Source organism: Nocardia aobensis NBRC 100429, assembly GCF_000308375.1.
Taxonomy (GTDB): Bacteria; Actinomycetota; Actinomycetes; order Mycobacteriales; family Mycobacteriaceae; genus Nocardia; species Nocardia aobensis.
Genome location: NZ_BAFQ01000197.1, coordinates 1 through 12,327 on the forward strand (window position 1 = coordinate 1; position 12,327 = coordinate 12,327).

10 protein-coding genes are annotated in these 12,327 nt (G+C 68.4%); 4 read left to right on the forward strand and 6 right to left on the reverse strand.

Annotated features, from left to right (window positions below; genetic code table 11):
• Nucleotides 1–1,435 (forward strand): tetratricopeptide repeat protein (locus RJ03_RS25360; protein WP_036506423.1); only part of this gene is annotated, 1,435 nt, incomplete at its 5' end.
• Nucleotides 1,436–1,442: 7 nt separating this feature from the next.
• Here RJ03_RS25360 and RJ03_RS25365 read toward each other — a convergent pair.
• Nucleotides 1,443–2,639 (reverse strand): acetate/propionate family kinase, encoded by a 1,197-nt coding sequence (locus RJ03_RS25365; protein ID WP_036506425.1) that lies wholly within the window; start codon nt 2,637–2,639, stop codon nt 1,443–1,445.
• A 209-nt stretch (nt 2,640–2,848) separates the two neighbouring features.
• A complete protein-coding gene (pta, locus tag RJ03_RS25370; RefSeq protein ID WP_036506427.1) occupies nt 2,849–4,930 on the reverse strand; it encodes a phosphate acetyltransferase in 2,082 nt (693 codons plus the stop codon).
• A gap of 267 nt (nt 4,931–5,197) precedes the next feature.
• On the opposite strand from pta, the gene RJ03_RS25375 reads away from it, so the two are divergent.
• Nucleotides 5,198–5,989 (forward strand): LLM class flavin-dependent oxidoreductase, encoded by a 792-nt coding sequence (locus tag RJ03_RS25375; protein WP_036506429.1) that lies wholly within the window; start codon nt 5,198–5,200, stop codon nt 5,987–5,989.
• Between the two features lie 51 nt (nt 5,990–6,040).
• Nucleotides 6,041–6,550 carry a nitroreductase/quinone reductase family protein gene (locus RJ03_RS25380; protein ID WP_036506431.1) on the forward strand — a complete coding sequence of 170 codons (510 nt, stop codon included), beginning with the start codon at nt 6,041–6,043 and terminating at the stop codon, nt 6,548–6,550.
• A 5-nt stretch (nt 6,551–6,555) separates the two neighbouring features.
• On the opposite strand, the gene RJ03_RS35190 is transcribed toward RJ03_RS25380, so the two are convergent.
• The 4 genes from RJ03_RS35190 to fgd form a co-directional block, all read right to left on the reverse strand.
• A complete protein-coding gene (locus RJ03_RS35190) occupies nt 6,556–8,919 on the reverse strand; it encodes a serine/threonine-protein kinase (protein ID WP_051025234.1) in 2,364 nt (787 codons plus the stop codon).
• Between the two features lie 150 nt (nt 8,920–9,069).
• Nucleotides 9,070–9,324: a hypothetical protein gene (locus tag RJ03_RS37985; protein ID WP_174372346.1), complete on the reverse strand. Its 255-nt coding sequence runs from the start codon at nt 9,322–9,324 to the stop codon at nt 9,070–9,072.
• 201 nt (nt 9,325–9,525) lie between these two features.
• Nucleotides 9,526–10,125 carry a Uma2 family endonuclease gene (locus RJ03_RS25390; protein WP_218001003.1) on the reverse strand — a complete coding sequence of 200 codons (600 nt, stop codon included), beginning with the start codon at nt 10,123–10,125 and terminating at the stop codon, nt 9,526–9,528.
• 139 nt (nt 10,126–10,264) lie between these two features.
• A complete protein-coding gene (fgd, locus tag RJ03_RS25395; RefSeq protein ID WP_036506433.1) occupies nt 10,265–11,272 on the reverse strand; it encodes a glucose-6-phosphate dehydrogenase (coenzyme-F420) in 1,008 nt (335 codons plus the stop codon).
• 275 nt (nt 11,273–11,547) lie between these two features.
• On the opposite strand from fgd, the gene RJ03_RS25400 reads away from it, so the two are divergent.
• Nucleotides 11,548–12,306 (forward strand): HAD-IIA family hydrolase, encoded by a 759-nt coding sequence (locus tag RJ03_RS25400; RefSeq protein WP_051043370.1) that lies wholly within the window; start codon nt 11,548–11,550, stop codon nt 12,304–12,306.
• Nucleotides 12,307–12,327 lie beyond the last annotated feature (21 nt).

The following is a 12,327-nucleotide window of genomic DNA, read 5'->3' on the forward strand; positions in this document are numbered from 1 at the left end:
GGGTTTCCAGGCACCCGAGATCGCCACCACCGGCCCCACCGCCGCCACCGACATCTACACCGTCGGCCGCACCCTCGCGGTGCTGACCGTGAACATCCTGATGGTCGCCGGCCGCTACACCGACGGCATTCCGCATCCGGATGCCGAACCGGTCCTGGCTCGCTACGAATCCCTGCATCGGCTGCTGCTGACCGCGACCGATCCCGATCCGGACCGCCGGTTCCCGTCGGCCCGGGTGATGACCACTCAGCTGGCGGGTGTGCTGCGCGAGATCCTGGCCGCCGAGACCGGTACCGAACATCCGCAACTGTCGACGCTGTTCAGTCCGCCGCGCACCAGTTTCGGCACCGACGAACTGATCGGCCAGACCGATGTCTACGCCGACGGCGTGGTCCGCGGCAAGAACCTCACCGCCCGCGATATCGCCGCCGCCCTGCCGGTCCCGCTGATCGATCCGGCCGATCCGTCGGCCGCGCTGCTGGCCGGGACCGCGCACTCCGAACCGGAACACGCCCTCGACGCGGTGCGGGCCGCGCGGCGGCGAGCCGAGACCGCGCCGGGTGGTGCGCCGGACAGTTTCGCCGCCGAGGCCACCCTGGCCGAGGTTCGCGTCCACCTCGATCTCGACCAGCCGGCCGCGGCCCGCGAGCTGCTGGACAACCTGGACCACCTGGGCGAACACGATTGGCGCACCGACTGGTTCCAGGGCCTGATCGCGCTGCGCGAGCAGGACTACGAACGCGCCTACGACAGTTTCGACGCGGTGCTGTGCGCGCTGCCCGGTGAGATCGCGCCCAAACTCGCCATCGCCGCGACCGCGGAACTGGTTCTGCAACAGTGGGATTCGCCCGACCCCGCGCAGTGGCGGCACTGCGCCGAGAAGTTCTACGCCACGGTGTGGCGGACCGACCGCGGCGTGGTGAGCGCCGCCTTCGGGCTCGCGCGGCAATTGGCCGCCGACGGCCGGGTCGCCGCCGCGGTCGCGGCCCTGGACGACGTTCCCTCCGCCTCCCGCCACTACACCGAGGCGCGGCTGACCGCGGTCCTGCTACTGCTCACCGCACAACCCGCCGAGCCCGGTGATCCGGAGTCCGGGGACGGCGAGACATCGCAACCCGCACAGGTCGACGCCGATCGGCCGGAGGAGTCCACCCTGCACGTCGCCGCGGCACGGCTGCAGGCCCTGCCCGCCGCGGAACGCCGGGTCGCGCAGCTGCGGGTCCTGGTTCTGGGCACCGCGCTCGCGTGGCTGCAGGCCGGTCACCGCCCACAAGCGTCCGGCAGCACCCTGCTCGGGCAGCCGTTCACCGAACGCGGGCTGCGCCGCGGGATCGAATCCGGGCTGCGCGCGCTGGCCCGCACCGCCCCCGGCCGGACCCACCGGTACGCGCTGGTGGATCTGGCGAACGCGATCCGCGCCAAGAGCTGGTTCTGAGTCCGGTTCAGCCCACCAGCGCAGCGGCCGCCCGGGCGATGGCCAATTCCTCGTCGGTCGGCACCACCAGCACGGCGACCTCCGTGCCCGGCGGCGAAATATGGCGCGCCGCACGATCTTTCGCGGCGTTGCGCGCGGGATCCACCGCGATGCCGAAGCGTTCCAGGCCCGCCAGCGCATCGGCGCGCACCTGCGCGTTGTTCTCCCCCACTCCGGCGGTGAAGGTGATCGCGTCGACCCGGCCCAGATCCACCAGATAGGCGCCGATGTAATGACGCAACCGATGCACGTAGACGTCGTAGGCCAGCCGGGCCGCGGCATCCCCGGAATCGATCAGGTCGAACAGTTGCCGGAAGTCGTTGACCCCGGACAGGCCCTTGATGCCGGAGCGGCGGTTGAGCAGTTCGTCGATGCCGTCGATATCCAGCCCCGCGGTCCGCGCCAGATGCAGCGGAATGCCCGGGTCGATATCGCCGGATCGGGTGCCCATGACCAACCCCTCCAGCGGCGTCAGTCCCATGCTGGTGTCGACCGCCCGGCCGCCGCGAATCGCCGACGCCGAGGCGCCGTTACCCAGATGCAGGACGATCTGGTTGTGCGTGGCCGGGTCGCCGCCGAGCAGTTCCGAGACCCGCCCGGACACGTACTCGTGCGAGGTGCCGTGGAACCCGTAGCGCCGGACGCCGTGCGCGGCGGCGATCCTCGCGTCGATGGCGTAGGTCTTGGCGGCGTCGGGCAGTCCGTGGAAGAAGGCGGTGTCGAACACCGCGACCTGCGGTGTTTCGGGCAGCAGGTCGCGCGCGGAGCGGATGCCGGTGACGTTGGCCGGATTGTGCAGTGGCGCCAGAGCGGAGAGCTTGTCGATGGATTCCACCACGGCATCGGTGATCAGGGTCGGTTCGTAGAAGATCTCGCCGCCGTGCACGACCCGATGGCCGACCGCCGAGAGCCCCTCGCCGCTCAGATCGTGACCGCTGCGGGCGAACAGGTCGAACACCACCCGCAGACCCGCGGCGTGATCGGCGATCGGCCCGGTGTGCTCGAATTTCTTTCCGTCACTGTGATGTTCGACGGTCACCTCGTCCTCGGACACCGGTTCCCCGATGCGCGACACCAGTCCCGAGGCGGACACGTTCGCCGAAACCGGGTCCAGCAGTTGATATTTGATCGACGACGACCCCGAATTGATCACCAATACCTGCATCAGCCCTCCAGTGTCCTGCGGGGCACCCGCACCCGGTCGGCACAGCGAGCCGCTGCGCGATTGTCGCTCACCGTGCCTCCAGTGTCTTGCGGGACACCCGCACCCGGTCGGCACAGCGAGCCGCTGCGCGATTGTCGCTCACCGTGCCTCCAGTGTCTTGCGGGGCACCCGCACCCGGTCGGCACAGCGAGCCGCTGCGCGATTGTCGCTCACCGTGCCTCCTGCTTCTGCGCCTGGATCGCCGTGATCGCCACGGTGTTCACGATGTCGGCCACCAGCGCTCCGCGCGACAGATCGTTGACCGGTTTGCGCAATCCCTGCAGCACCGGCCCGATCGCGACCGCGCCCGCACTGCGCTGCACCGCCTTGTAGGTGTTGTTACCGGTGTTGAGGTCCGGGAAGATGAACACCGTCGCGCGCCCGGCGACATCGGAATGCGGCAGTTTGGTGCTCGCGACCGTCGGTTCGATCGCGGCGTCGTACTGGATCGGCCCCTCCACCGGCAGATGCGGCGCCCGCCGATGCACCAGTTCGGTTGCGGCCCTGACCTTGTCGACGTCGGCGCCGGAGCCGGATTCGCCGGTCGAATACGACAGCATCGCCACCCGGGGTTCGATCCCGAACTGCCGCGCGGTGCGGGCGGAGGAGATCGCGATATCGGAAAGCTGTTCGGAGGTCGGATCCGGCACCACCGCGCAGTCGCCGTAGGCCAGCACGCGATCGGCCAGGCACATCAGGAACACACTCGACACCGTCGAGACGCCGGGTTCGGTCTTGATGATCTCGAACGAGGGCCGGATCGTATGCGCGGTGGTGTGCGCGGCGCCGGAGACCATGCCGTCGGCGATGCCCCGATACACCATCATGGTGCCGAAATACGAGATGTCGGCCATGAATTCGCGGGCCCGCTCGACCGTCATCCCCTTGTGCGCGCGCAGCCGCGCGAATTCCTCGGCGAACTCCGCGCGCAGCTCGCTGGTACGCGGATCGAGCACCTGGGCGGCATCGATGTCGACACCGAGTTCGGCCGCGCGGGCGCGCACGGTGGCCTCGTCACCGAGGATGGTCAGCTCCGCGATCTTGCGTTGCAGCACGCGCCCGGCCGCCCGCAGGATGCGATCGTCGTCGCCCTCGGGCAACACGATCCGGCGCGGATCGGCGCGCGCCCGTTCCACCAGCTGATATTCGAACATCTGCGGCGTGACCACCGACGGCACCGGAACTTCGATGAGATTCAACAGCTTCCGGCCGTCCACCCGCTGCTCCATCAGCGCCAAGGCGGTGTCGATCTTGCGCATACTGCTGAGCGAGACCCGCCCGCGGGTGTGCGCGGCGGCGCTGGCGGTGTCGAACGTGCCCAATTGCGTGGTGAGGATGGGCAGTTTCGGCTTGAGGCCCGCCATCAGGCGCGCGATCGCCGGATCCGGCAACATGCCGCCGTTCATGATGATGCCCGACAACGACGGAAATCCCTCCGCCTCGTGCGCGTTCACCAGCGACAGCAGGACGTCGGAACGGTCGCCCGGCACGATCACCGCGACGCCGTCGCTGAGCCGCTCGAGAATGTGCTCGGCGGTCATCCCGCCGACCATCACCTTCAGCGCCTCGCGCTGCAGCAGCTCCGGATCGCCCGAATAGACGGTGCCGTCGATGGCCTCGCACAGCTCGTTCATGGTCGGCGCGGTGAGCAGCGGCACCTCCGGCATCGTCCACGACGGACAGGGCAGCACACCCATCGCGTCCCGCACGTCTTCGAGCCGCTCGGGATCACAGCGGTTGACGATGATCGCCATCAGCTGGGCGTGCTCGTGTTCGAGTTCCGCTTCGCAGACCCGGGCGACCTGCACGACCTCGTCGGGGCTGCGCCCGGCGCCGCGCAGCACCAGCAGCACCGGCGCGCCGAGGTTGACCGCGATCCGGGCGTTGTAGCGCAGTTCGCTCGGCCCGGCGACATCGGTGTAGTCGCTGCCGACCACCACCACGGCGTCGCAGACCTTGGCGACCTCGTGGAACCGCATCACGATCTCGCTGATCGCGGCGTCGGGATCGGCGTGCACCTGCTCGTAGGTGACCCCGACCGCCTGCTCGTAGTCGATATCGGCGGTGCAGTGTTCGAGCAGCAGCTCGAGAATGTAGTCCCGGCCGTGGTTGGAGCGGGTGATCGGCCGGAAGACGCCCACCCGCGGCGTCGTCGCCGAGAGCATCTGCAACATGCCCAGCGCCACGGTGGATTTGCCGGTGTCACCTTCCAGTGACGCGATGTACACGGTGGACGGTGCGGGTTCGGCCATGGTCCCGAGCTTAGTGAGCGGATATCCGCCGGAGGTCGCACCTACTGCCGGTTGCCGACGAAATCACAGCCGGTCGTATGCGCGGCCGCGGCCGACACCCATCCGTGAGGCGCGGCCGGTGCGGTGTTCGGAGTGACCACAGCTGCCCGGACCGGGCACGACGACCGCGCCGTGACGGCGACCGGACCAGAGGGATGAGCGTTGCGGACATGGGTCTGCGTCTTCCGAGCATTCAACGGCTCACATTTCGTCCGTAATGTCGGCACCATGCGACTCGGCACCTTCCTCCCCACGTCCACCCCCGATCCCCAGCGGCCGATCCTCGGCGATGTCGGCGCCGCGGCGCGGTTCGCCGAGGAGGTCGGCCTCGATTCGGTGTGGTCGACCGACCACCTCGTCGCCAGCGCGCCGATTCTGGAGAGTTCGGTCACGCTGGCGACCGCGGCCGCGGTGACCGAACGAATTCACATCGGCTACGGCGTGCTGCTGCTCGCACTGCGCCCGGCCGCGTGGGCGGCCAAACAGGTGAGCGCACTGCAGTACGTCTCCGGGAATCGGCTCTTGCTGGGCGTCGGCACGGGCAATCCCGCCCACGGCGATATCGGCTGGCGCGCGGCCGGGTTGCCGTTCGCCGACCGGGGCCGGCGCACCGACGAGAATCTGCGCGTGCTGCCCGATCTGATCGCCGGCCGCCCCGCCGTGCTGCCGGACGGCACCGAGGTCACGCTCGCCCCCGGCGCGACGGTTCCGCCGATTCTGGTGGCCGGCGACGGACCGCGCGCCCGGCGCCGCGCGGCCGAATTCGCCGACGGCTGGCTCGCGATCGGCCTCGCCCCACAGGAAGTGGTCACCGCCACAAAGGAATTGACCGAATCCGCCGCCACGTTCGGGCGCAGCACACCCACCGTCTCCGTCGTCACGCCGCTTCCCGCCGACCTCGGCGAGGCCCGGGAACTGTTCGACGCCTACGCCGAGGCGGGCGTCGACCACCTGCTCACCGCACCGCGTGACGGTGCCTGGCGCAAGGGATACGAATTCGTGGCCGCGGTCCGGCGGTAAACGCGCTCACCCGCCCGCGCGACCCCGGCCCGAGCCCTAGGATCACTGTCCATGACGGCACAGTTTCCGGATCGGCAGTGGGGTTCGCGGACCGGTCTGCTCGGGCGAACCGCGAGCGCGTTCGCCGCGACGAAATTCGGTTCGCTCGTGGTGCGCACCCTCACGCCGCTGGATCGGAAAGTGTTGCAGCGCACCGGTGCTCGCTACACCGTGCTCGGCCCGATCGGCGCCCCGATCGTCCTGCTCACCACCATCGGCCGCACCTCCGGGCAGCCGCGCACCTCACCGCTGCTGTACGTCCACGACGGCGACACGCTGTACGTGATCGGCAGCAACTTCGGTCAGGCCCGCCATCCTGCCTGGACCGCCAACCTGCTGGCACATCCTGAGGCGACGATAACCCTTGCGGGACAGAGCATTCCGGTGCACGCCCAGCTGGTCGAGGATCCGGAGCGTAAGCAACGGATCTTCGACCGGTTCGTGGAGACGACCGAGGCCTATGCCGCCTACCGCAGCCGGACGACGCGTGATCTGCGCATCTTCGCCCTGACCAAGGCGTGAGGGTTTCACACGATCCGGCTGTGGGCCAGATACACCCGGCCGGCGAAGGTACGGATCGGGCTGCTGCCGAAGTCGAGTGACCACACCGGTTGCTGATTCTTCCCGGCCGCGACGACCGTGATCGCGCCCTGACCGCCACGCGCGACGGTGACCACCCTCGTTCCATCGGTGGCCCAGGGCACCTGGTTGTCCGGCAGTACACCGCCCTCGGCCGTGTACGCGTCGAACCAGGCGTAGGCGAGCTTGTATTTGTTCTCGAGATAGTCGGAGCCGGTTTCCGCGGTGGTGTCCCAGCGAATCAGTATCTTGCTGCCGATTCCGGCGACCGACACACCGTGGCTGTAACCGGCTTCCTTCGGCAGTTGCCTGGACCAGAGCATGGATCCGGTCGCGGGATCGAAGGCGGCGAACATGCCGCGGTTCGTCAGCACCGGCAACGCGGGTGCGGTGTCCGGTTCGGCGTAGCGCTTGTCATTGCCGTTCGGCGCCGGATCGTCACCCTGGGTGGCATACGGCTGGCTCGCGACCACGCGCCAGCCGGGACCGGCGCTCGCGCGCTTCGTTCCGTCGAGCGCGAAGAAGTCCGCACCAACCGCAAATCCGCCGGAGTAAGCCAGCCAGTCCGGAGCCCACACGGTATTTGGCTGAACATGGTCCGGAGCCATCTGATACACGACCTTGCCGGTTTCGATATTGCGCAATTCGAAACCGGCCTTCGAGAACGGATCACCGGACACGGGATTCTTCTGCAGCGACAGCACACCGGAACCGTGGACCAGACCTGCTCGGATGTCGTCGGCCTGCCAGAGCACGGTGCCGGTGACATCCGCGGCGAGGACCGAACCCGTCGCGGCACCTTTGCGCTCTGGTTCGAATGTGGCGAATGTTTCTCCCGCGGAGACGATTTCGGTGGCGGCCGGCAAACGACCGGAGATCACACCCGTCTGCGTATCGATGAGCAGCGTCGCGTAGGAATCCGAATTCACGTCCCGGGTCCCGGCGGCGCTGTCCCCGGACTCCGTACGGCAGCCCGCGTAGCGGCCCGAGGCCGTGAACACGCACTCGGCGTAGGAGATGTACCCCACACCGACGCTGTGCAACAGCGCACCCGACTCCACATCGACGATGTCGAGTCCCTTGGTGCCGTTGTAGAACACCACCTTGTCCGTGCCGCCGATCGGGAGCGCCCACCCGTCGGCCGACCACCGCTTCCCGGTGGGTTCGGCACTGAGATCCGGGCTCTGCGGAGTTACCGAGATCCGGGCCAGCGCCCGGGCCGCATCGGTCGGTCCGACCTCGTCCGGCCCGCTCGCGTGCAGCACGAATGCCGTCACCACCGCAACGACGGCAACCACGGCCGCTACCGTGCCCACCGCCGCCCACATCGTCCGCGGCCCACCGTCACTGCCGCGCCGCGATGGCGGCAGCGCGGCGCCGGAGACGACGGTCGGGCCCGCGGCGTCCGATCCGTCGAGCGCCGGCACGGGCTGTCCGGCGAGCACGGTCGCGATCGCCGCCTGCGGGTCGTCCGGCAGTCCCGCAGGGGTGGCCCGCAGAGCCGCGCCGAGCGCCGTCGCGAACTCCGAGGACGACGCGAACCGATCCGCCGGCCGCTTCGCCATCGCTCGCGCGAGGACCGCGTCCACGTCCGGATGCAGGTGCGGACGCGCCGGCCGCACGCTCGGTGGCGTGGCCGTGGCGTGCCGGGTGACGACCACGACGGGATTGGCGTCCGCGAACGGCGCGTCGCCGGTGAGCACGTGAAAGATGGTGCAGGCCAGCGAATACTGATCACTGCGCCCGTCCAGCCGTTGCGCGCTCAACTGTTCCGGCGACGCGTAGTTCAGGGTGCCGATCATGACCCCGGTTCCGGTCAGATCGGAGGCGCCCGCGGCGTGACGGGCGATGCCGAAATCGGTGAGCAGAACGTCACCGTCCCGGCTCAGCAGGATGTTCGCCGGTTTCACGTCCCGGTGCACCAAGCCCTGCGCATTCGCGCGGTCCAGTGCTGCCGCGACGGTTTCCGCGATCCGGATCACCTCGTCGATGCCGAACGGTCCGGTCGCGGCCAGTCGCCGGGCGAGATCGACGCCGTCGACCAGTTCCATCGCGATCCACAGCCGGCCCTCGTACTCGCCGCGGTCGTACACCTTCACGATCGCCGGATGCGACAGACTCGCCGCCAGATCGGCCTCGCGCTCGAACCGCGCCCGGTATTCCGGATCGGCCGCAAACTGCGCCGGTAGTACCTTCACCGCGTCCGACCGCGGTAACCGCGGGTGCCGGGCGACGTAGACCTCGCCCATTCCACCGGCGCCGAGCACCCGTTCGATCCGGTAGCCGGCGAACAACTCCCCCGAATACAGCATTACTCCTCCTCGCCGTCAGCACCCTACCGAGTCGGCCCTGCCTGCGAGGGACGGACGGACCCGGCGGAATGGGTACACGGGAAGGCTCGGAGCGCTCGCAGTCTCCGATGGTCCAACCGCCGGAGCGCAATATTGCTGCGTTCCAAGAATTTACGCGGCGAGTCCGACTCGCCTGCTGAGTTCCTTCACATCGTCACGCACTCCCGGCGGCGGTGCCTTCAACAGGTCGAGCAGCATGTCGCGTAGGTACCCGTTGTAGCGGATCGTTTCCGGCGCTGTCCGTTCCGACTTCGACAACAATGCGAGCACTGCCGCCGACTGGTCACTACTGATCGTGCCCAATTTGGCCCATCTGCGCGGCCGCGTCCCGAACGGGACGGCGCCTATGCGCCCGACGACAGCCACCGCGCGAACCCCCTGGCGGAGCAATCATGCAAACTACTTTGCCGCAACGCCTTCCAGGTGCAGCAACGACACCGACACCGGACTGGTCCGCGTGTACCACGCAGCTGAACAGACTGCTCGCCGCCCTGCGGGCCTGGCAGCCGCGCGCAGTGCCGCCCGCACCCCCCACCGAGCAGGATATGGCGGTATTCGCGGCGACCGTTACGGCTGGGTGGCCCGACCGAGATCCAGATCGATGTCGAACGGAACGGTGACGTGGAGACGATCGTGGTGTATCCCCGTGGGGGTGTACTTCCCGGTCGCCGGGTCGAGTTCGTACACGTAGACGACCGCGCGACCATCGGCATTCTCCACACGCCAGAAGTGTGGAATACCGGCCTCGGCGTACAACTGCGGCTTTCGCTTGCGGTCACGTTCGACCGAGTCGGGGGAAACGACTTCCACGACAAGGGTGACGTCGGATGGCTTGTAGGCCGTTTCCTCGAGATTCGTCGAGGCGGCCGCATCGACAACCATCACGTCGGGTTCCGGCCGTTGCCGACTCCCCAAGGTGACAGTCATCTCCCGTAGCACGACCAGATGTTTCGGCGCTCTGCGCTTCAGCTCCCCGCGGAGGAAGTCCACAACACACATGTGAAACAACTTCTGCGGACTCACGAAAACGAGGCTCCCGTCGATCAGTTCGGTATGCGGGGGCAGATCGGGTAGCCGGTCGAGATCTGCGGCGACGTAGCCTTCGGGCGGCGGAATCGGCCAGCCCGGAGACGGCCGGTCGCCCATAGGCATCGCGTCCGCTGTCATCTGGTCCCTCGCTCTGCGCATGCTGATCGACTGACCCGACAAGTATGCCACGCAACCGCCGTGACCTGTGAATACGCAATCAGTCCTCGATGGTTTCCGCGCCGGGCCGGACGGGTTTCGCCGACCCGGGCGCGGCGGCTCAGAGTGCGCGCAGGCGCGGTGCCAGGTCGCGCGCGAACAGGTCCAGGAAGCGGCGCTGGTCGTGGCCGGGGGCGTGGAAGACCAGGTGGTTCAGCCCGGCGTCGACGTAGGGCTTGATCTGCTCGACGGCCTGGTCCGGATCGCTGGCGACGATCCAGCGCTTGGCGATCTGCTCGATCGGCAGCGCGTCCGCGGCGGCCTCCATCTCGATCGGATCGGTGATCGAATGCTTCTGCTCGGCGGTCAGCGACAGCGGCGCCCAGAACCGCGTATTCTCCAGCGCCAGTTCGGGATCGGTGTCGTAGGAGATCTTGATCTCGATCATCCGGTCGATGTCGCCGAGCGTGCGCCCGACCTTCTCCGCACCCTCGGTCACCGCCGGCATCAACTTCTCGGTGTAGAGGTCCATCCCCTTGCCCGAGGTGCAGATGAAACCGTCACCGGCCCGGCCCGCGTACCGGGCGACCACGGGCCCGCCCGCGGCGATGTAGACCGGGATCCCGGCCGGCGGCACGTCGTAGATCGAGGCGCCGACCGTGGTGTAGTACTGACCCTCGAAGTCGACCCGGTCACCGCTCCACAGCGCGCGCATGAGATCGACCGATTCGCGCAGCCGGGCGAAGCGCTCCTTGAACTCCGGCCACTCCCCCTTGTAACCGGTCGCGATCTCGTTGAGCGCCTCCCCGGTGCCCACACCCAGCATGATCCGCTCCGGGTACAGCACCCCGAGAGTCGCGAAGGCCTGCGCGATCACCGCGGGGTTGTAGCGGAAGGTCGGTGTCAGCACCGAGGTGCCGAGCTGGATGCGGGAGGTCCGCTCACCGACCGCGGTCATCCAGGCCAGCGAGAACGGCGCATGACCACCCTTGTGCCGCCAGGGCTGGAAGTGATCGCTGACGGTCGCGCTGTCGAGGCCGTGTTCTTCGACCAGAACGCCGAGCTCGACGAGCTCGCGTGGTCCGAATTGTTCTGCCGACGCCTTGTATCCCAGCTTGAGATCACTCACTGCGCCACTCCTGTTCGCCGTCACGTGCGTGCTTGGGCCGGCTCCCGGGCGGGAGACGACCGCGTCGACCGAGTGCAGCGCTGGACGGGTGTCCCGAAATTCCTGTCCCGAAATTCGACAGCGCGGCAAGCTGCGGTCGCATTCGACCATAACCAGTGCGAATTCTGCGACCGCCGCGCGTACGCACCTACCGGAACGTCACATCACCCTCGGCAATAGCCCACAATTGGCTCGTGACTGCCGACAGTGAACCGATTCTGTCCTACCTGACCGATATGGACGGCGTGCTGGTGCACGAGGACCACCTCATCCCCGGCGCCGATGCGTTCCTGACGGAGCTGACCGAGCGTGAGATTCCGTACCTGGTCCTGACCAACAACTCCATCCGCACCCCGCGCGATCTCCAGGCCCGCCTGCGCCGGATCGGGCTGGACATCCCGGCCTCCTCGATCTGGACCTCGGCGACCGCCACCGCCACCTTCCTGAACGAGCAGCGTCCCGGCGGCACGGCGTACGTGGTCGGCGAATCGGGGTTGACGACCGCCCTGCACGAGATCGGCTACGTGCTGACCGACAGCGATCCGGATTACGTCGTCCTCGGCGAGACGCGGACCTATTCGTTCGAGGCGATCACCACCGCGATCCGGCTGGTCGAGCGCGGCGCCCGGTTCATCGCCACCAATCCCGACCCGACCGGGCCCTCGCGCGAGGGCGTGCTGCCCGCGACGGGTTCGGTGGCCGCGCTGATCACCCGCGCCACCGGGCGCGACCCGTACTACGTCGGGAAGCCGAATCCGCTGATGATGCGCTCGGCGCTGCGGCAGATCGGCGCGCATTCACAGTCGGCGGTGATGATCGGCGACCGGATGGACACCGATGTGATCGCCGGACTCGAGGCGGGGATGCGCACAGTGCTGGTGACCTCGGGGATTTCCACCCGGGCCTCGGTGGAACAGTTCCCGTACCGGCCGACCGTGGTGATCGATTCGGTGGCCGATCTCGTGGGCCGAACCGGGAATCCGTTCGCGGTCTGAGCGGAAAAGTCCGGCCGGCGC

Coding starts and splice junctions, on each gene's coding strand:
- RJ03_RS25375 (WP_036506429.1), top strand. CDS start 5,198: ATGCGACTCGGCACCTTCCTCCCCACGTCCACCCCCGATCCCCAGCGG.
- pta (WP_036506427.1), bottom strand. CDS start 4,930: ATGGCCGAACCCGCACCGTCCACCGTGTACATCGCGTCACTGGAAGGT.
- RJ03_RS35190 (WP_051025234.1), bottom strand. CDS start 8,919: ATGCTGTATTCGGGGGAGTTGTTCGCCGGCTACCGGATCGAACGGGTG.
- RJ03_RS25380 (WP_036506431.1), top strand. CDS start 6,041: ATGACGGCACAGTTTCCGGATCGGCAGTGGGGTTCGCGGACCGGTCTG.
- RJ03_RS25365 (WP_036506425.1), bottom strand. CDS start 2,639: ATGCAGGTATTGGTGATCAATTCGGGGTCGTCGTCGATCAAATATCAA.
- RJ03_RS25400 (WP_051043370.1), top strand. CDS start 11,548: ATGGACGGCGTGCTGGTGCACGAGGACCACCTCATCCCCGGCGCCGAT.
- RJ03_RS25390 (WP_218001003.1), bottom strand. CDS start 10,125: ATGACAGCGGACGCGATGCCTATGGGCGACCGGCCGTCTCCGGGCTGG.